Origin of the sequence: Alcanivorax quisquiliarum, assembly GCF_023051175.1 — a bacterium.
GTDB classification, from domain to species: domain Bacteria; phylum Pseudomonadota; class Gammaproteobacteria; order Pseudomonadales; family Alcanivoracaceae; genus Isoalcanivorax; species Isoalcanivorax quisquiliarum.
The window spans coordinates 1-19080 of record NZ_JALKII010000008.1; the positions used below are offsets into that span (position 1 = coordinate 1).

Consider the following 19080-nt stretch of genomic DNA (forward strand, 5'->3'; position numbering starts at 1 on the left):
CCCATTTCCACGGCCTTGCCGTGGCGCAGGATCTTGATCATCAGATCGGTGCCGATGTTGCCGGAGCCGATGATGGCTGCCTTGCGTTTCATAGCGCCTCCGTTATCCGAACCGCACGTCACAGTGGCCCAGGCCACCGACTGCTACGGAAATATGATCGCCGGCTGCAACCGGCATCAACGGCACCAGTGAGCCGGAGAGAATCACTTCACCGGCTTTCAGCGGAACACCCAGCAAGCCGAGCGTATTCGCCAGCCAGGTGATGCAGTTGACCGGTGAACCCAGCGCAGCAGCACCCGCGCCAGTGGCCACGATCTCACCGTTCTTTTCCATCACCATGCCGCAAGTGGTGAGGTCAATTTCTGATGGCAGTCGCGCCGCATCACCGAGCACAAACACACCACAGGAGGCGTTATCGGCCACCGTGTCCTGGATTTTTATTTTCCAGTCGTGGATGCGTGAATCGATGATCTCGAAGCACGGCATGACGCACTCGGTGGCGGCAATGACTTCCGCATTGGTGACACCGGGCCCGATCAGATCGCGCTTGAGCACAAAGGCAATCTCGCCTTCTGCACGCGGGGCGATCAGCTGACCTTCGATTTTTATTTCATCGCCGTTGGCGTAGATCATGCGATCAGTCAGGTAGCCGAAATCAGGCTGGTACACATTCAGCATGTTCTGTACCGCCTTGCTGGTGACACCGATTTTCTTGCCGATGATCTGCTCGCCATCCGCCAGGCGACGCTCAAGCATTTTCAGGGAAATTCGGTAGGCATCGTCCAGCGTGATCTCCGGCTCGCGCTCTGTCAGCGGCGTCACGGTGGAACAGTTGCGCAGCGCGTTGTACAACTCGTCGCCGTATTGCTGAATCTTGTTATCGTTCATATGTCATCTCCCGTTTCGGCGTCAAAGTTTGATACAGACGTTGGACAGCTCGGCGTAAAACTCCAGCCCGTGCACCCCGCCCTCGCGACCAATACCGCTTTGCTTGCTGCCACCAAAAGGCGTGCGCAGATCACGCAGGAACCAGCTGTTGACCCAGCACAGGCCCACTTCCATTTGTGCCGCCACCCGGTGCGCGCGTGTCAGGTTCTCGGTCCAGACCGCAGCTGCCAGGCCATACTCGGTATCGTTGGCCAGCGCGATGGCTTCTTCCTCTGTATCGAACGGGCGAATGTGGCAGCAAGGGCCGAAGATCTCTTCGCGCACCACGGCGGAATCTTCCGACAACCCGGTCCAGATGGTGGGCTCGACCCAGTTGCCATTGCCCAGCTCTTCCGCCATTTTCGGGCGGCCGCCCCCGGTAACGATGGTGGCGCCATCAGCGCGGGCTTTTTCGTAATAGGACAGCACCTTGTCCAGATGCGGGCGGCTGATCAGCGGGCCGAAGCTCACGTCGTCATCCTGCCACCAGCCCGGTTTCAGTTGTTCGGCGCCCTCTTTCAGACGCTGCACGAATTCATCAAAAATCGGGCGTTCGACGTACACGCGCTCTGTCGCCAGGCAAACCTGACCGCAGTTGGCAAATACCGAACGCATGGTGCCTTCGATGGCTTTGTCCATATCGGCGTCAGCAAATACGATGGCGGCATTTTTGCCCCCCAGCTCGAAGGAGATCGGGCGCAACCCTTCCGCAGCGGCTTTCATGATCGATTTACCCGTGGAGGTTTCACCGGTAAAAGTGATGCCGTCGACATCCTTGTGCTGAGTGAGATATTCACCTGCTGATTTCGGGCCGAAGCCGTGCACCACGTTATAGACGCCGGCAGGAATCCCTGCATCGTTCATCACCTCGCCCAGCAGGGCGGCGGTATGTGGTGTTTCTTCGGACGGCTTGACCACCACCGTGTTACCGCACGCCAGCGCCGGGCCGACTTTCCAGGTCATCAGCAGCAGCGGCAGGTTCCAGGGCGCGATCACACCGATCACACCGCGTGGCTTGCGGATCGCGTAGTTAACGGCGCCAGTGCCATCCGGTGTATCCATCAGAAAGCTTTCGGTGGGCACATTGCGCACCAGATCAGCAAATATCTTGAAGTTGGCGGCACCACGGGGGATATCGATATGCGACGCCATGGATTTCGGCTTGCCTGTATCCAGGCATTCCGCTTCGAGAAATTCATCGAAACGAGCATTGATACCGTCGGCCACTTTATGCAGCAGCGCCATGCGCTGTTCCGTCGGCATCCGGCCCCACTCACCCTGAAGCGCTGCGCGGGCGGCGGCCACTGCGCGACCCACCTCTTCTTCACCGCCCTCATGCACCAGGGCCAACAGCTCCCCATTGGCGGGGTTTCGGTTCTCGAAGGTGCCACGTTGTGCGGAGGGCACGTATTCTCCATTGATAAAATGCTTGATCTCTTTCATGTACTGAGTCCTCGGATCATCAGCGGGCGCTGTGCCCGGCTTGCTCTACCCTTGCCACGTCACCCGCGGATCGGTGGCGTTTGCCCTGGATTTCAGATACCGGCGACACATCAATAGATATTTCGCCTTAATCTCGATTTTTATGATCAGGCGTTAAAAAAAGCCCGCATTTCTGCTGGGCCAGGTGCAGCGTTCGCTGCACCACGCCTGCCAAATTTTCACCCTTGCCTGAACAACCCGGCGCGCCGCCATGGCGCCCCGGCCTGACGTCAGGTCTTGAATTCCTTGATGTTCGGGCGCGCTCCCCACATGCAGAAGCCCACTGGTTCGAACGGGAACTGCCGCGGCAAGTGGCTTGCCTCATCTTCGATACTGCGCACGCCGCTGGAGTATTCGAAGATCATGCCGTCCGGCCCCTCGAAGTAGAGGAACATTGCCGTTGAGGTCGGATGCTTGCCCGGCCCGAAGGTGATATTCACGCCTTTCTCTTGCAGGAAATACCACGAACGCATGATGTCATCGATGCTCTGCACCTGATGATTGATATGTTGCACGCCGGGATATTCCGACGGGAACAACGCGATCTTGTGGTGGATCTCGTCGATACGCAGCAGCGGCGCATCACCGATCCAGTCCGAGACGCGCGCGCCCATGATCTGCGTCCAGAATTTTTCATCACGAACCAGATCCGTGCTGCGCAAACCGATATGCGAGAACCCGGTGATACCCGCGTCCCGCGACGGAAAATACCGCCAGCCGGAGTGCTGCGGCCGCCAGATCAGCTCGATGCGGTTGCCGGATGGATCAAGGAACCAGACGAAGGCGCGTACAAAGCGCTGTTCGCATTCCTGATCCGTGCCCCAATGCGAATCCGTGCCGGCCTGCTGTAAAACCTTGCGGGCAACTTCCAGCGCCTCGAAGGAGTGCAGCTCGAACGCGGTGGCGTGATCGCGGGCGTCACCCTCGAAATAGACCAGTGTGTGATCACGATCATCCGAACGAAAGTAAACGGCATTGCCCTGAGTACGTATTTTCTGCAAACCGAGAATCTCGGTACAGTAACGGGTTGCGGCCTCCACATCGGGCGTGCCCAGGCGCACATAACGAATATCATGCAGATTGATCATGCTGCCCCCTCTACACTGGTGGCCGGGAGAAACTTCTCGGCGAAGATGCGCGCCGAGGGCACACCCAGAGCCAGCAGTTTTTCGCGTGCTGCATCGATCATCGGCGGCGGGCCGCACAGATAGGCATCGGTGCTGGCGGCGTCATCCAGCAAGCCATCAGCGAGCAGGTCGGTGACGAATCCGGTCTGGCCTTGCCAGCCGTCTTCACCGTTGACCACCACCCGATGCAGCGTGACGTTATCACCGTACTCGGCGATACGTTCTTGCCCGAACAGCTCGCCGGCAAAATTGGCGCCATAAAGCAGCGTCACCTGCGGCATCGGATTACCGCTGGCTTTCAGTTGCGCCAGCATGCTCAGCATCGGTGCAAGCCCGGTGCCACCCGCCACCATCACCACGCGCCCGGCGCGTGGCGGCCGCAGGAAAAACTGGCCGTAGCTGCCCTGCACCTGCAGGCTGTCGCCCACTTTGGCATGGTCACGCAGCCAATCGCTCATCGCACCTTCCGGCAGCAGTCGCACGAAGAACTCCATTTTCTCGTTATCGCCCGGCGCATTGGCGAATGAGTAACTGCGCGCCGGCACGCGGCCGGGAACGGTCATGTTCACATACTGGCCGGCAAGAAATACCGGTGTGTCGGCATCGCTCTCCAGCACCAGACGCATGACGTTATCCGCAACCGGCTCAAGCTCGCTGATGCGGGCATCGATGACGGCTACTTCTTTCTTCAGCATCGACAGCGGGTAGGCGAACTCCAGCACCATGTCGGAGCGTGCGCGCGCCTGGCAGGCCAGCAGGAAACCTTCTTCCTGTTCGTCCTCGGTCAGCGCCTCGTCGCTCACATCGCCGATGTCGCACTGCCCGTCTGCAAGAAATGCCTTGCAGACGCCGCAAGCGCCTTCGCGGCAGTCCGTCTCCAGAGTCAAGCCGCTACGCAAGGCGGCGGAATAGACCGTTTCGATGGCCGAGGTATGGAAATGGGTGGTCGCACCATCTTCGAACACACAGGTAATGTTGTATTTATTCGACATCGGACTCTCTCCTGAAGGGGCCTGTCAGCCGTGTACCGACAACAGCGGTTTTACGGCCTGCCCGTCCAGTACCAGCTGAAACGCATCGCGTGCGTCTTCCAGCGGTACGATATGCGATACCAGCGGTGACAGATCCACACGCCCGTCCGCAATCAGATCGGCCGCTTCGCTCCAGCTGCGCCAGATACGGCGGCCATGAATGCTGTGAATGGTGGGGCCGGTTCTTACCCACTGCGTCAGATCCAGCGTCACCGGGTGCGATGGCGCACCGATCAGGCGGAAATCGCCACCACGACGTAACGAGGCCAATGCAGCGTGCAGGCCGGCCTCCGCGCCGGTCAGTTCGATCACCACATCGGCGCCCTCACCGCCGGTGAGCGCCAGCACTTCCTTGGTCAGATCATGGGAGGCCGGGTTGATGCAATGGCTGGCACCTAGCGCTTCTGCGGTGCCCAGGCGCACCGGATTGAGATCGGCGGCAATCACCTGACGCGCACCCAGTGCGCGCGCAGCAGCTACCGCCATCAGGCCAATCGGCCCGCAACCGTTTACCAGCACGCGCTGCCCGGACACGCCAGTGCCTTCGCCGCAGGCGTGCACGGCGATACCGAACGGCTCCATCATCGCCGACAGCCGCGGCGAGAAATCCGGCGGATTGATCCAGGCGATGCTGGCTGGCACCACCACCCATTCGGCAAAACCGCCATCCACATCGATGCCTGGATATCGGGTATCCACACAAAGATGCCGCTGATCAAGCATGCACGGACGGCAATGACCGCAGGAGATATGGCTCTCCAGGCTTACCTGATCGCCCAGCTTGATACCGGTGACACCCTCACCGATTTCGTCGACGATGCCACAGACTTCGTGGCCCATGACTCGCGGCAGCACCATGCGCCGTGCCATGCGCGGTGCCCAGTGATAGATATGCATGTCGGTGCCGCACACGCCGGCAAAACGTACACGCAGGCGGATCTCGCCGGCGCCGGGGCTCGGCTTGTCGATCTGGCGTAGCTCCAGCCCATCCACTTCGGGCGCTGTCTTGCACAATGCGAGCATCGTAGTCTCCGTAAATTCCGCCGTTCGGGTTCAACCGCCGGGCACCGGGATTTCAGTGCCGGGCGGCTGGGTCAGCATCAGACGTTGTAAACATCCACGGTGCCGTCAATCACGCGCTCAAGGAAGGTCACTTTCTTGCGCTTGATCTTCAGCTCGCCATCAATACGCACCAGCAGGTAGTCGTACCACACGCCGCGCACGATGTTGCCGATGCGCGGATCCATGGTGGCGACGATTGCCTTGGCGCTGGCTTCCACTGTCTCGCCGTCATCAGACAGCACCCGCACGCTGCCGACGCAGTGGCTGGTGGTTGGCAGCGGCGTCGAGGCGTAGGAGTCGCCCGAGGTAAAGCGGAACACGCGATCTTCGATGCCGCGATCCGGTAGATAGATCAGGCTGATTTCTTTCAGCGGATCTTCGGTGATCTCGTCCTCGTTGCGCCACGCCGGCATCCAGAACTCGGAATCCGGCGTGTACATGTCGACCCATGCCTGCCATTCGCGGCGATCAATATGATCGGCTTCGCGTGCAAGCAACTCGGTGACTTCCATTACCCGCAGGTATTGATCGTTGAGCATGGCGGTCATCAGTTGATCTCCCCTTTGCCGGTCATCTGCTTCAGCCATTTGCGGTAGAAGCTGTAATACAGTGTTTCAAAGTCCCAGTCGTTGTTGCTGGACACCGGGTTCAGGCCGATAGCCTTGGCGTCTTCGTCCGGGCCTTCAATCATGCTGCTCAGTCCACGGGTGACATCGGTCCAGCGGGCGGCTTCGCCGCGGGCACCGGTCTGGCAGTCTTCCAACGCAGCCAGATCATCCGGTGTGGCCATGCCCGTCACCATATAGAAGTCTTCGAATTTGCGAATCCGCGCTGTGCGAGCTTCCGCGCTCTCGCCTTTCGGTGCGATGCAGTACACCGTCACCAGCGTGCGATCCACCGACAGTGGACGGAAGATACGAATCTGCGTAGAAGGCTGATCCATAAACAGTACGTTGGGGAATACCAGCAGGTTGCGCCCACGGCCAACCATCCAGTTCACCTGCTCCTCCGACACACGGGTCAGCAACTCCTCACGAGCTTCCCACAGCGGCCCCACTTCCGGGGTGGCGCGTTCGGCCCAGATCACCATGTGGCCGCCATCCAGGTCGTAGCAGCCGGTCGGGACAATACCGGCGATCCGACCTGCTTCTGTTTTTGCCATGCCGTCGCGGCCTTGACGGGTTTCACGCTGTGCCACCGTGTCGGCAAAGACCCGGTGCACGGTGCTGACGTGATAGCCATCGACACCGTTTTCGGCCTGCATTTTCCAGTTGCCGCGAATCACGTAATCGGAATAGCCCCCAATCACTTCGATGCCTTCCGGTGATTGATCCGCCAGCATGTCGATGAATACTTTGGCTTCACCCAGATGCTCTTCCAGGGTCGGCACTTCCGCTACCAGACTGCCGAACACAAAGCCGCGATAGCTTCCGACCTGGCCGATGTGCTTGAGGCCCATCGCCGACTTGTCGACGCCGTCCGGCCAGCCGGTTTTTTCATTCTTCACACGCACACATTTTCCTTGCGTGTTGAAGCACCAGCCATGGAAGCGGCAGCGCAGCGTGGTGGCATTACCCTGGCGACGCTCGGTCAGCAGCGCACCACGGTGAGCACAGGCATTGATGAACGCGTTGATAGTGCCGTCCTTGTCACGGATCACCAGCACTGGCTGGCGCCCGATCAGCGTCGAGTAATAGTCGCCCGGATTGGGTATCTGGCTTTCGTGGCACAGAAACACCCAGTCTTTCTCGAAAATATTCTTGACTTCCAGCTCGTGCAGCTCTTCATCGGTGTAGATGCTGCGATCGACCCGGAACACACCCTCGCTGAGGCGACTGTCGACCATACGCGCAGCACGCTCGCGCAGCGCTTCCAGGTTCGGATCGGCATCATGCGCTTGCTCAACGCTGATCCGCTGGCTTGTATTCTGAGTCATTGTCTTTCTCCTCCTGACTACTCGTTTCGTACCCGGCTCAATGGCCCAGTGCATAGGATTTGACTTGTCGAGATTGCCACCAGGTGACGGCAATGATCACGCAGCCCATGATCAAACCAATGGTGTCAGTGGGCACGCCCTCGAAAATGATCAGCGCCCCGCCTTCCGGCATCATCAACAACACACCTGCCACGGCGGTGAACAACCGGGCCAGTGTTTTCAGATGGCGAAACAGATAGCCTTCGATGGCCGCGCCGATCATCAGGAAACCAAACATGGCAGTGGCGAAGGCGATCAACGTACCGATCCATTGCGAGCTACTCATATCGCTTTGCAGCAGCAATGCCGGGTAAGCGATAAAAACAAACGGCACCAGGAATGCAATTGCACCGAAGCGCATTGCCTCCCAACCAGAGCGCATGAATGGCGCCCCTGCCAATGAAGCGGCGGCGAACGCGGCCAGGCATACCGGCGGCGTAATCATCGACAACACGCCGAAATAGAGCACGAACAGATGGCTTGCGAGCGGGTCGAAGCCAGCTGACACCAACACCGGTGCGACCAGCGCAGCCATCAGTACATACAGCGCAGTCGTAGGCATACCCATGCCGAACACGATGGCCGTAATCGCAGTAATAAACAGCAGCAGCAACGGCATGGAGCCAGCCACATCGGCAATTGTCAGCCCCAGCGAGAAGCTCAGCCCCGTCAGAGACAGCACCCCGACGATCAGCCCTGCTGCGGCAGTAATAGTGGCGATTTCCAGCAGGCTGCGTCCGGTTGCTTCAAGAATGCCGAGCAGCGAACGCCAGCCGACGGAGTGCTCCCCCACTATTTTCGCAGCCAGCAAGGTCGCGAGCAGGCTGGCGAAAGCCGCTTGTTCAGGGGACCAGCGGAAAGCAAACAGCAGTGCGAACAGCATCAGCAACGGGATCAGGAACGGCCAGTAACGACGCAGCGCCAGCCTTGCGTTCGGGCGCTCCTCCGCCGTCATCGGCCGCATCCCGTGACGAGCTGCATGAAGGTGAATTTGAACCAGCATTGCCACATAGAACAAGATCGCCGGAATGAGGGCAGCCAGAGCTACCTGGGCGTAGGGAATCCCAAGAAACTCCGCCATGATGAACGCGGCCGCTCCCATGATTGGCGGCAACAATTGTCCGCCTGTAGAGCTGACCGCCTCAATACCGGCCGCCTGCTGCGGCTTGTAGCCACTTTTTTTCATCAACGGAATAGTGACAATCCCGGTGGTGGCGACATTAGCTACCGCACTGCCGGAGATTGAGCCAAACATCGACGAGGCCAATACCGACGCCTTTGCCGGACCACCTCGGTAGCGGCCCATTGCGGCCAGAGGGAGATCCATGAACAGCTGACCGCCGCCAAGGCGGAACAGGGCATTGCCCAGCAATACATAAGCAATAACCGTTGAAACCACCACGGCCAGAGGCGTACCCAGCATTCCACTAGCATCCAGATGCAGGTAGCTGAACAGGAAATCCAGCTCCGGCGCCTGCCCTTGCAGTGCGCCGGGCATCTTGTCGGCGAACGCCGCATACACCAGACAGATCAACACCAGAATCGCCATTGTCGGCCCGGTCAGACGACGTACCGCCTCGATCAACAGCGCGATTGATACAGCAGCGACCACCAGGTTCAGATAATATTCCGCCCCCATGCCCATGAAGCCGATCGACATCAGCCACTCGTAGCGAATGGCTGTCTGCAGGCACAGCAAGAAGCTCAATGCCGCACAAAAAATATCGAACAACGGCGGCCGTCCTGATGCCAGCACCGGCGTGTTAACCCGGGCTGGCTTGAGCAGAAAAGTGACGGACATTGCCAGACCAAGCACCGCCAGAGATGCTTGCTCGCCCCAGATTGCGTAACCGAAGTAGGACGGGACACTGAAGGCATAAAGAATGCCCGCCACCGGGATGGCTGCCAACAGCACTCTGGTTAGCAGGAGCCAGCCGCCTTGCAGCCGATCACTGGCCGCCCCGGTGTCCTCCTTCACGATGCGCTGAATCTTTTCTTCTATCACGACGTGTCACCTCTCGCTTTGCGCGTAGAAAACAGTCAGCGGGCTGCTTCGAGCAGTGCAGCGCTATGCTGTTCAATACTGTCGGTCCACAGGCCCTGCTCTTCATAGAAGCGTTTGGCGCCGTCATGCACGGGCAGCGTGAGGTTGTCGGCGATCATGCCTTCCGGCAACCAACGATTGAAAACACCACTAATGGCACGCAGCTCCCCAATATGTTCGCTGATCATTTTCACCACGGTGTAGACCTGCTCATCCGGCACATCTTTGTTCACCGCCAGATAAAACGGATAGCTCCAGACATAGGCATCGTCGATCAGGCCGACCGAATCACCAGCCTTGTAGCTCGCCAGCTCACCCGCCGGGAAAGCAGCACGGGTGCGCGCCACCGCAGCCTCATCACTGTTCATGCTGATAAAACGGATCGGGGTCTGCGCGTTGATTTCCTGCACGATAGCCTGGCCCAGGGGCACACACATGGCAGCGTCTACCCGGCCTTCGCCCAACGCCTGCACCGCAGTACGCGAGTGCGTGACCGGTACGACCGTGACGTCTTCCCAGTCGAGCCCGAGGTTAGCCATCTGAGCCGTCGCCAGCTGTTCGCAGGTCTTGTGTGCGGAGAAAGCCCCACTCACGCGCCGCCCTTTGAGATCTGCACCGGTGCGAATATTGGAGTCACGACGCACGATAATGCCGAGTTCATTGGTGAAGCCCACTGCGGCGAGGCGAAGATTGCGATATTCCTTGCGATAACCCACGCCGCCAACGAACGCTTCGTGTGCATCCGCCGCATTCAACAGCGCGAACTGGGCGCGACCGGCGTCAACCTGTGGCACATAGACTTGCGGGCCGGACATCGGCGCAGCCAGCACCGTGTAATCGGTTTTCTGTGAGACGACGCTCGCGATGGCAGAGCCGGTGGAGTGGACGATGGAGCCGGTGGGCGCCGTCAACAGGCGCAAGGTGCTCGCATGGGCCGAGTTGAGCATTGCTGCCGCGCCGGCAACCAACAGCGCGATCATTACTGGCTTCTTCAGCATCATGGCTGTGTTCTCCCGTATTTTTGTCGGTATATATCATCGCCCTGCGGGTAGCGCTCCGCAGGGCTGATAAGAACGACTATAGCAGCGCTTACCGATTTTTCAATAAAATATATAAATTATTCGCCAATCTAGATAAAACGAGAAAATCATTAGAAATCATCTAGTTAGCGTTCGTGCAGACGACAGTCCATGCAAACTGCGCGCGAAATGACGTGGTGACAGGCGTCCCGGCTTGCCGGCGATGGGTGATATCGTAACGATATCAGTGCTCACATATTAGGCAGGGTTCGCTGGCGCCGTCCACCTTATCGTAGTCGGGCCGGCGAAGCCCCGCCGCAGCAGGAAGAGAGAAAACAGGCTTGGGTGTGTAGGGTTTGGTGGAAGGAAGAACCCCCGCAGCCACTCTGGCTCCGAGGGGCGAGTCAGCGTACTTCGGCTTCAGCGCTTGCGGCTTCTTCAGCGCGCCGGAACACTTCCAGTGTGACCTCCATCGTGCGGCGGATATGCAGGCCGGTCGCCTCACAGGCTTCCTCCGCCCGGCGACCGAGTGCGGCGTCATAGATAGCCCGGTGCTCCTCGTGCACGTCACGCGGCACATGCTCGGTAAGCAGTGAAATATTGCGATAGCGCTTGTGCTGATCGTAAAGCGTACGGTGCATGCGCAGCAGCAATGGTGAACGGCAGCCCGACAACAGCGCCGCATGAAATTCTTCGTTAGCCCGCTCGCGCGCACTGAAGCTGCCTTGGCCCTCTTCCAGTTTCGAGAGCCGGTAATACGCCGCCACCAATCTTTCTTCCCAGGCCTCATTGCCATTGGTAATGCTGTTTCGCAGGGCTTCTGTCTCAATCAGGATACGAACCTGCGTAATGTCCTGGAGGTCCGCCACACTCATGGGCACGACACGAAAGCCACGCTGGCCCTCGGATATGACAAAACCATCGGCGCTGAGACGACTGAGTGCCTCACGCAGCGGGGTGGCCCCCACCTCGTACTGGCCACGCAACTGCTCGACGCGCAACTTGGCGCCGGGCTTCAGACGGCCTGCGATCACATCGGCTCGCAGCATCAGGTAGGCCTGATCGGTCAGTGTCTTAGGCCTTCCGTCATCATACGGCGAAGGCGCCCCTGACATATTCATTCAACACCTATTTTGAAAGGATTCATGTGGCTTTGCCGTGCGGCCCGGCAGTAGCACCGGCGTTCACTGGCCCTGTCGTGGCAGCCAGGCAGGTAGCGTATTTTTAATGTGTGCGGCTTATATGATAACCATATAAACCGCTATCCGGTAAATCCACTGCGCCCTGAACGGCGATACAGCACGCGCCAGAGCGACGGCAACGCCTGCACCAAAGGGCAGTGCTGGCTCGCTGAACAACCCCACAGTGGCAAATAGGAAACCGCAGTCCGAATGCACAACGCCCCGCTGCCGAACCACCTCAGGCAGCTCGATCACGGGGCGCAAGAGCCAGCCCTGGTGGGCCGACGGTCGCTGATGTTGCCCGTCAGGCGATCAGCTTTCGACGTCCATCTGTGATTGCAGGAAGTTTTCCAGACCCACCTTGTCGATCAGGCCCAGCTGTGTCTCCAGCCAGTCGATGTGCTCCTCTTCGGATTCGAGGATTTCGTTGAACAGGTCACGCGAAACGTAATCTTTCACCGAATCGCAGTATTCGATTGCATCACGCAGCAATGGCACCGCATCGTATTCAAGTTGCAGATCGCACTTGAGCATTTCCACGGTATTTTCACCGATCCTCAGCTTGCCCAGATCCTGCAGGTTGGGAATGCCTTCCAGAAACAGAATACGCTGAATCAGCTTGTCGGCGTGCTTCATCTCGTCAATAGATTCTTCGTATTCCTTGCGGCCCAGCTTCTCCAGGCCCCAGTCCTGATACATCCGTGCGTGCAGGAAATACTGGTTAATCGCGACCAATTCGTTCCCCAAAGCCTTGTTGAGGTACTCGATCACTTTCGTATCACCTTGCATGGTCTTGCTCCATCGGAAATCGCGGGGGACTCTATTGTTGGCGACCGGCCGTCGGGGTGCAACCGCGCATTCTCAGCGGCAAACGAAAGCGGGAAACAGAACGCCAATGACTATCGCTCTTGACTGCAATAACAAGAGCGGAAAGGAGAGGACGAAAGCACGAATTGATTCAAGGCAGAATAAAACGCGACACACCAAGGGCGGCCCTGGTGTGCCGGATCAGATCGCTAACGGAAAAAACAACAGTACGCTCAAGCCGGCTGGGGTATGAACATGACCGGCTCGGCTTGCCTGGCTACATAAACCTGCGCAGCAGCTTCGGCACGGGCGGACCGAATCTCCTCACGCGCCTGGCGGGCGCACTTGCCACACTGACTCGCCACCCCGAGTTCCCGACGAAGATCGCGCAAACTATCGCAGCCCTGGTGGACTGCATCCCGTATCTGGCCGTCAGTGATGCCCTTGCAGAGACAAACGTACATCAGATTGATCCGTAGTCAGTGATCCGATGAACGAGATAGTAAGGCTAATGATAATGATTATCAAGTGGTTTCAGGAAGCAGTCGCACCTCCTGCTTCCAAAAAAATAAACCAGTCAATTCATTGCCTTACGAGAACATCAATGCCAGAAAACACAACAATTTGCGAGAACATGGAAAGGGCGAAGGAAAAAAAAGGGTAACAACGCAGCAATCAGGCCGGCGCAGCGTTCACTGCTCCGGCCAAGCCGCCGTGTCAGACCCCGCCTGCTGCGGCCGGGTGGCCCGCTCGCTCCAGTGCGTCCTGCACCTCCGGCGGCATATAGGTTTCATCATGCTTGGCCAGCACTTCCGTAGCCTCGAAACGCTGCTGGCTCACCAGCGTGCCGTTGGCCACCACGCCCTGCCCTTCGCGAAACAGATCCGGCAGGATGCCCTGATAGTAGACGGTAAACGAGCCCGCACCATCGGTAATATCAAACTGCACTTTCAGGCTTTCCGCATCACGGCGCACCGTGCCGTCCACCACCAGCCCGCCCACGCGCATACGCTGGCCCACGGGCGCTTCGCCCGATACCACCTGCTGCGGGGTATAGAACAGATTGATGTTGCCCGAAATTGCGTACAGCAACAGCCCGACTGCCAGCGCGACACCGGCAAAGGCGCCGAGCACGATAAGCAGCCGTTGTTTGCGTACCGGATTCATGGCTTCTCCTGCATTGCCTGTCGTTGAAGTTGTCGTTTCAGATCAGCTCGCACAGTGCGGCTGTGCCACAGCGCCCAGGCCACATTGGCAGCGATCAACGCCACCCCGATACCAAAAGCACTCCACACATACGGGCCGTGGGTGCCCATTTGCCACAGCGCCGACCAAGACTCGAAATACATCAGCGCAATACCTCCTTCACCCAGCGGCTGCGGCGTTCGCGCCACAGCACTTCAGTGCGTGTGCGAATCAGCACGGCCACAGCGAACAGGAAATAGGTACCGAACATGGAGATCAGCAGCGGCGCCAGCATGCTCGGGTGAATCTGGCTGCCGCCTGCACCGAAGATGCTCATGGAACTGCCCTGATGCAGGCTATGCCACCAATCCACCGAATAGCGCACGATCACCACATTGATGATGCCCACCAGGCTCAGCAGGCTCGCGGCGCGGCCCGCCTGGCGCGGATCGGCAATGGCGTTCTGCAAGCCCATGACACCCAGATACATGAAGAACAGAATCAGCATCGAGGTCAGCCGGGCGTCCCAGATCCAGTAGGTGCCCCATGTCGGCCGGCCCCAGATAGCGCCGGTAATCAGCGCCACCGCAGCCAGTGTGGCACCAAAGGGCGCAATTGCCTTGATCGCCACTTCGGCCATCTTCATGCGCCACACCAGCGACACCAGCCCGCAGATACCCATCGCCATATAGCCCATCATGGCGCCGCTGGCGGCAGGCACATGCAGATAAATGATGCGGTAACTGTTCCCTTGCTCGTGATGCGGCGGCGAGAACGCCAGACCCCAGATCAGCCCCACCAGCAGCAAGCCGCCGCTGAGCGCCACCAGATAAGGCAGCAACACACCGCTGATGCGATAGAAATGCCGTGGCGAGCCGAGCTGGTGATACCAGCGCACCAGCGCCTGCCAGTACCAATGCGGATAACGTACCGCACCGAAATAGAACAGCACTGACAGCAGGTATCCGCCCACCACCAGCACCGTGCGATTGGGCTGCGGTGCCTGCCAGAATACATACAGCGCCACAGCCACCAGCAGCCCCAGGCCGCTCCACAGGTAGAAATGGCCGGGCACCGGCCGCGCTGTTTCAGTCATGCCTCTACTCGCGTGTACGTCATCGGTTTCCTTGCTCTGCCTTACGCTGCTCTGCACTGCACTCAGTCACCGCTGGATATACGCAGCCCCAGCGCCACGGCAAACGGCCCCAGGCTCACTGCCAACGCCAATATAGCGCCTAAAACAGCCAGCACGCTGCTGACCTCCATGCCATCCAGCGCCCGCCCGACACTGCCAGCGCCAAATACCAGCACCGGCACATAAAGCGGCAGCACCAGCAACGCCAGCAGGATGCCCCCGCGGCGCACACTCACCGTCAATGCCGCGCCTATCGCGCCGATTACCGTGAGCGCCGGCGTGCCCAGCAGCAAGCTTTGCCAGAGCGTGTCCAGCACCTCTACCGGCAAATACGTCATATAACCCAGCAGCGGCGCCACCAGCACCAGCGGCAGGCCGGTCAGCAACCAGTGCGCGCACAACCGCGCCAGCACAGGTAGATACAATTCGCCCGGCGCCACCAGCAGCTGCTCCAGCGCGCCGCATTCCTCGTCACGGCGGAACAGGCTGTCCAGTGACAACATCACCGCCAGCAGGGCTGCCACCCAGACCACGCCCGGCGCCAGCAGGCGCAGCGTCTCCGGGGAGGGCGTCAGGGCCAGCGGGAACAGGCTGACCACCACCACAAAGAAAAACAGCGGATTGATGATTTCCGCTGGCGTGCGCAGCCCCAGCAACAGCTCCCGGCGTAGCGTGGCAGCAAATACGCTCATGCGCCCTGCCCTCCGAGGTGAATCTGCCGGGTATCCGTCGCCAGCCGGTGATGCGAAGTGTAAATCACCAGCGTGCCGGCAGCAGCCTGCTTGCGCAGCCGTTGCTCGATCATCTCGACGCCGGTGGCATCAATCGCAGTGAAAGGCTCATCCAGAATCCAGACCGCCTTGCCCGGCAGCCATAGCCGGGCCAGCGCCACACGCCGCTTCTGGCCCGCCGACATCGTAGCAACGGGTGCATCGTCGTAGCCGGCCAGGCCGACCGCCGACAGCGCGGCGGGAATCATCGCAGCCGGCTGATCATGCAAGGCACACAGCCAACGCAGGTTTTCCTGGGCGGTAAGCTCTTCTCGCAGGCCAGCGAGGTGGCCAAGGAACAGGATCTGGTCATGGGCGCTGGCGTGCCGGGCGCCCGGCACTTGCCAGCGTACGCGGCCATCATGGAAACCGTGCAGGCCAGCGAGAATGCGCAGCAGCGTGGTCTTGCCGGTGCCGTTGGCTCCGGCCACCTGCCAGATCTCGCCAGCGCAGGCCTGAAAGGCAAGATCACGGAACAATATCCGCTCGTCGCGCTCGCAGCCAAGCTGTTCAACCCGCAGAATGGGTGATGTGGGTGTGGTCGGGCTCACGTACTCTCACTGAGGCAGGTCCGGCGGCGGCGCAGTATATCACGCTGCAGCCGCCGGTTCGCCCTTCGCCCACCCGGATTGTCTTGATCTGGCGCAATGAAAGCATCGCCGGCGCTGGTGATTGATCCGCCCGGCGCAGCACGCCAGAATCGCGGCGGGCAGTGGCTGGAGAAACGCTCATGTACGAGCATCATGTTTATTTTGCGGTATTCGGCTTCAGCGAACCGCCGCAGGCGATCTCGCTGCTGGCAGGCATCAGCCCCGACGACAGCTGGTGCGCGGGCGATCCCTATGGCGGCCTGACGCCGCCGGCGCGGCGCCTGGACAGCCGCTGGATTCTCTCCAGCAACCTGGATCGTGATGCCAGCCACCGCGATCATTTCGAGCGCCTGTGCCTGAAGCTGGAACGGCTCGGCGAGCGCCTGCCGCAACTGCGCCAGCGCTACCGGTGCGGCATCGGTGTCTCACAGTATTTTTTCATGGACGACCCGGTATTTTATCTACCCGCCGACTTGCTGGCGCGCTTCGAACGCCTGGGCCTGCCGCTGAGTTTTGATCAACTCGGGCTCGATGCGCCCGCTTGAGCGTTCGGCGTTCGGCGTTCGGCGTTCGGCGTTCGGCGTTCGGCGTTCGGCGTTCGGCACAGCGAATCAGCACGACGGCCTTAGCACAACGACAGGTGCGCCAACCGCCGCATCGCCCCCTTGCTGGCAGCCCTCCGGCCCAGCGCACACCACAGCGCTGCGGCCAGCAGCGTCGCTCTCTTGTCTGAACGGGATAGCTGCAACGTCGTCACACCTCCTCTAGCAGCTCCCGCCTCGCACCTCGTCACAGCACCAGATCCGCTACACTCGCCACCACCGCATATCGACCACTACACCGCGAGGGCACCATGGGTATTGAAATCGAGCGCAAATTTCTGGTACGCGACACCCACATGCTGGCGGGCCAGCAAGGCGCTTTTCTCAGCCAGGGTTATCTGAGCCACACACCGGATGCCACCGTGCGCGTGCGCATCAGCGGCGAACAGGCTTTTCTGACCGTCAAGGGCCGCAATCAGGGAGCGCGCCGGGCCGAGTTCGAATACCCGGTGCCGATAGAAGATGCCCGCGCCCTGCTGCTGTTATGCCCGGCCGGGCATATCGAAAAAACCCGCTACCGCATTCCCGTGGCGGAGTACGTGTGGGAAGTGGACGTGTTTCACGGCGCCAATGAGGGGCTCATTGTTGCCGAAGTGGAGCTGCCGGATGAACACGCACCCATCACCTTGCCCGCCTGGGCCGGGGAAGAAGTCACCGATGACCCGCGTTATTACAACAGCGCGCTGAGCCTGCATCCATTTCGTGAATGGTGAGTTTCGTAAATAGTGAGTGCCGTAAACGGTGAGCACCGCCAGCACTTTCATGCCGCTGGCAGCAGCGGCAACCACAGCGCCAATGCTGCCAGCGCCGCCAACAGCACCGGTGGCGTGATCAGCAGGCCGATTTTCATATACTGCCCCCAGCTGATCCGGTAACCCTTGCCCGCCAGCACATGCAACCACAACAATGTAGCGAGGCTGCCGATGGGCGTGAATTTCGGCCCCAGATCATTGCCGATCACGTTGGCATAAATCATCAGCTCTCGCGTCAATGGCGGCACATCCGCCTCGGCAATCGCCAGCACCCCCACCAGCGTCGAGGGCAGGTTATTCATCACCGAGGCAACCAGCGCAGACACAAAACCAGTGCCCAATGTGGCCACAACATCGCCTTGCAGCGCCAACCATTGCAGCAGTGCCGCGCCATGGCGCGTCAGGCCCGCATTGCCCAGCCCATACACCACCAGATACATGCCCAGAGAGAACAGCACGATCTGCCACGGCGCGCCGCGCAGCACCGACCGCACCGGCACCACCGCGCCACTGCCGGCCCGCCACCAGCGGCCAGCGATGGCCAGCAACACCAGCGCTGCCATACTGGTGATAGCAGCAATCGGAATGCCCAGTGGCGCGGTGGCGAAGTAAGCCAGCAACAACACACCCAATAACGGAAAGGCGCTGCGGAACACCAGCGCGTCGCGGATCGCGCTGCGTGGCGGTGCCAGTTCCGCCACATCGTAGCGCGCCGGAATATGCCGCCCGAAGGCCAGCCACAGCACCGCCAGGGTGGCCGCCAGCGAGGCCAGATTCACCGGCACCATCACCTGCGCATAACGATTGAAACTGATACCGAAATAATTGGCGCTGACGATATTGACGAGATTGGAAATCACCAGCGGCAGGCTGGTGGTATCCGCCACAAACCCGGTAGCAATAATGAACGCCAACGCCGCCTGCGGTGTGAATTTCATGCGCAAGAGAATAGCGATCACAATGGGCGTCAGCAGCAGCGCAGCGCCATCGTTGGCAAAAAAAGCAGCAATCACTGCACCAAGCAGCACAATCAGGGGAAACAACAAATGCCCGCGACCATTGCCCCAGCGGGCCACATGCAGCGCCGCCCAGGAAAAGAACCCGGCTTCATCCAGAATCAGGGAAATGATGATCAGCGCCACGAAGGTGAAGGTCGCATCCCAGACGATCCCCCACACCACCGCCACATCGGCCCACTGCACCACGCCCACCAGCAGCGCCAGCAATGCGCCCCCCAGTGCACTCCAGCCAATGCCAAGGCCCCTGGGTTGCCAGATCACCAGCACCAGTGTGAGCACAAAAACAACCGAAGCCATCATCGAATAATCTCGAAAAAGAAAGGATCTGCGCTCAGAAAAACGCCATACATGAAAAGCGGTTTGACAGCCCAC

At 59.9% G+C, this 19080-nt stretch carries 20 protein-coding genes; 2 read left to right on the forward strand and 18 right to left on the reverse strand.

Features of this window, described 5'->3' with window-relative positions; all coding sequences use genetic code 11:
* Nucleotides 1–102: 102 nt before the first annotated feature.
* From dmpE to ccmA, 17 genes are all read right to left on the reverse strand, one after another.
* Entirely contained in the window at nucleotides 103–888 is a 786-nt protein-coding gene (dmpE, locus tag MU846_RS11535; RefSeq protein WP_246952889.1) for a 2-oxopent-4-enoate hydratase, read from the reverse strand.
* Between the two features lie 21 nt (nucleotides 889–909).
* Complete coding sequence (locus MU846_RS11540; RefSeq protein WP_246952891.1) at nucleotides 910–2370, reverse strand: 2-hydroxymuconic semialdehyde dehydrogenase; 1461 nt, start codon at nucleotides 2368–2370, stop codon at nucleotides 910–912.
* A 269-nt stretch (nucleotides 2371–2639) separates the two neighbouring features.
* Nucleotides 2640–3497 (reverse strand): VOC family protein, encoded by an 858-nt coding sequence (locus MU846_RS11545; RefSeq protein WP_246952893.1) that lies wholly within the window; start codon nucleotides 3495–3497, stop codon nucleotides 2640–2642.
* Complete coding sequence (locus MU846_RS11550) at nucleotides 3494–4528, reverse strand: 2Fe-2S iron-sulfur cluster binding domain-containing protein (RefSeq protein WP_246952895.1); 1035 nt, start codon at nucleotides 4526–4528, stop codon at nucleotides 3494–3496. The genes MU846_RS11545 and MU846_RS11550 overlap by 4 nt, the downstream gene beginning before the upstream one ends.
* Nucleotides 4529–4552: 24 nt before the next feature.
* Entirely contained in the window at nucleotides 4553–5590 is a 1038-nt protein-coding gene (locus MU846_RS11555; RefSeq protein ID WP_246952897.1) for a zinc-binding dehydrogenase, read from the reverse strand.
* A gap of 77 nt (nucleotides 5591–5667) precedes the next feature.
* Nucleotides 5668–6177 carry an aromatic-ring-hydroxylating dioxygenase subunit beta gene (locus MU846_RS11560; protein WP_246952899.1) on the reverse strand — a complete coding sequence of 170 codons (510 nt, stop codon included), beginning with the start codon at nucleotides 6175–6177 and terminating at the stop codon, nucleotides 5668–5670.
* Nucleotides 6177–7565: an aromatic ring-hydroxylating oxygenase subunit alpha gene (locus tag MU846_RS11565; protein ID WP_246952901.1), complete on the reverse strand. Its 1389-nt coding sequence runs from the start codon at nucleotides 7563–7565 to the stop codon at nucleotides 6177–6179. Before MU846_RS11565 ends, MU846_RS11560 begins: the two co-directional genes overlap by 1 nt.
* A 37-nt stretch (nucleotides 7566–7602) precedes the next feature.
* Nucleotides 7603–9609 carry a TRAP transporter permease gene (locus MU846_RS11570; RefSeq protein ID WP_246952904.1) on the reverse strand — a complete coding sequence of 669 codons (2007 nt, stop codon included), beginning with the start codon at nucleotides 9607–9609 and terminating at the stop codon, nucleotides 7603–7605.
* A gap of 35 nt (nucleotides 9610–9644) precedes the next feature.
* On the reverse strand, nucleotides 9645–10649 hold the full coding sequence (locus MU846_RS11575) for a TAXI family TRAP transporter solute-binding subunit (protein ID WP_246952906.1): 1005 nt from the start codon (nucleotides 10647–10649) through the stop codon (nucleotides 9645–9647).
* A 422-nt stretch (nucleotides 10650–11071) separates the two neighbouring features.
* The gene (locus MU846_RS11580) at nucleotides 11072–11788 is read right to left on the reverse strand and encodes a GntR family transcriptional regulator (RefSeq protein ID WP_306799385.1); all 717 of its coding nucleotides are present in this window, start codon (nucleotides 11786–11788) and stop codon (nucleotides 11072–11074) included.
* A gap of 372 nt (nucleotides 11789–12160) precedes the next feature.
* A complete protein-coding gene (bfr, locus tag MU846_RS11585; RefSeq protein WP_246952910.1) occupies nucleotides 12161–12637 on the reverse strand; it encodes a bacterioferritin in 477 nt (158 codons plus the stop codon).
* 251 nt (nucleotides 12638–12888) lie between these two features.
* Nucleotides 12889–13119, reverse strand: coding sequence for a bacterioferritin-associated ferredoxin (locus MU846_RS11590; RefSeq protein WP_246952912.1), 231 nt, complete (start codon nucleotides 13117–13119; stop codon nucleotides 12889–12891).
* A 253-nt stretch (nucleotides 13120–13372) separates the two neighbouring features.
* Nucleotides 13373–13822, reverse strand: a complete 450-nt coding sequence (ccmE, locus tag MU846_RS11595) for a cytochrome c maturation protein CcmE (protein WP_246952914.1) — start codon at nucleotides 13820–13822, stop codon at nucleotides 13373–13375.
* Nucleotides 13819–14004 (reverse strand): heme exporter protein CcmD, encoded by a 186-nt coding sequence (gene ccmD / locus MU846_RS11600; protein ID WP_246952915.1) that lies wholly within the window; start codon nucleotides 14002–14004, stop codon nucleotides 13819–13821. Before ccmD ends, ccmE begins: the two co-directional genes overlap by 4 nt.
* Complete coding sequence (locus tag MU846_RS11605; RefSeq protein ID WP_306799386.1) at nucleotides 14004–14936, reverse strand: heme ABC transporter permease; 933 nt, start codon at nucleotides 14934–14936, stop codon at nucleotides 14004–14006. Before MU846_RS11605 ends, ccmD begins: the two co-directional genes overlap by 1 nt.
* A gap of 62 nt (nucleotides 14937–14998) precedes the next feature.
* Entirely contained in the window at nucleotides 14999–15667 is a 669-nt protein-coding gene (ccmB, locus tag MU846_RS11610) for a heme exporter protein CcmB (RefSeq protein WP_246952916.1), read from the reverse strand.
* Complete coding sequence (gene ccmA, locus MU846_RS11615) at nucleotides 15664–16296, reverse strand: cytochrome c biogenesis heme-transporting ATPase CcmA (protein ID WP_246952917.1); 633 nt, start codon at nucleotides 16294–16296, stop codon at nucleotides 15664–15666. The genes ccmB and ccmA overlap by 4 nt, the downstream gene beginning before the upstream one ends.
* A 179-nt stretch (nucleotides 16297–16475) precedes the next feature.
* On the opposite strand from ccmA, the gene MU846_RS11620 reads away from it, so the two are divergent.
* The gene (locus tag MU846_RS11620; protein WP_246952918.1) at nucleotides 16476–16880 is read left to right on the forward strand and encodes a DUF4279 domain-containing protein; all 405 of its coding nucleotides are present in this window, start codon (nucleotides 16476–16478) and stop codon (nucleotides 16878–16880) included.
* A gap of 308 nt (nucleotides 16881–17188) precedes the next feature.
* Nucleotides 17189–17650 carry a CYTH domain-containing protein gene (locus tag MU846_RS11625; RefSeq protein ID WP_246952919.1) on the forward strand — a complete coding sequence of 154 codons (462 nt, stop codon included), beginning with the start codon at nucleotides 17189–17191 and terminating at the stop codon, nucleotides 17648–17650.
* A 47-nt stretch (nucleotides 17651–17697) separates the two neighbouring features.
* On the opposite strand, the gene MU846_RS11630 is transcribed toward MU846_RS11625, so the two are convergent.
* Nucleotides 17698–19008 carry an arsenic transporter gene (locus tag MU846_RS11630; RefSeq protein WP_246952920.1) on the reverse strand — a complete coding sequence of 437 codons (1311 nt, stop codon included), beginning with the start codon at nucleotides 19006–19008 and terminating at the stop codon, nucleotides 17698–17700.
* Between the last annotated feature and the right edge of the window lie 72 nt (nucleotides 19009–19080).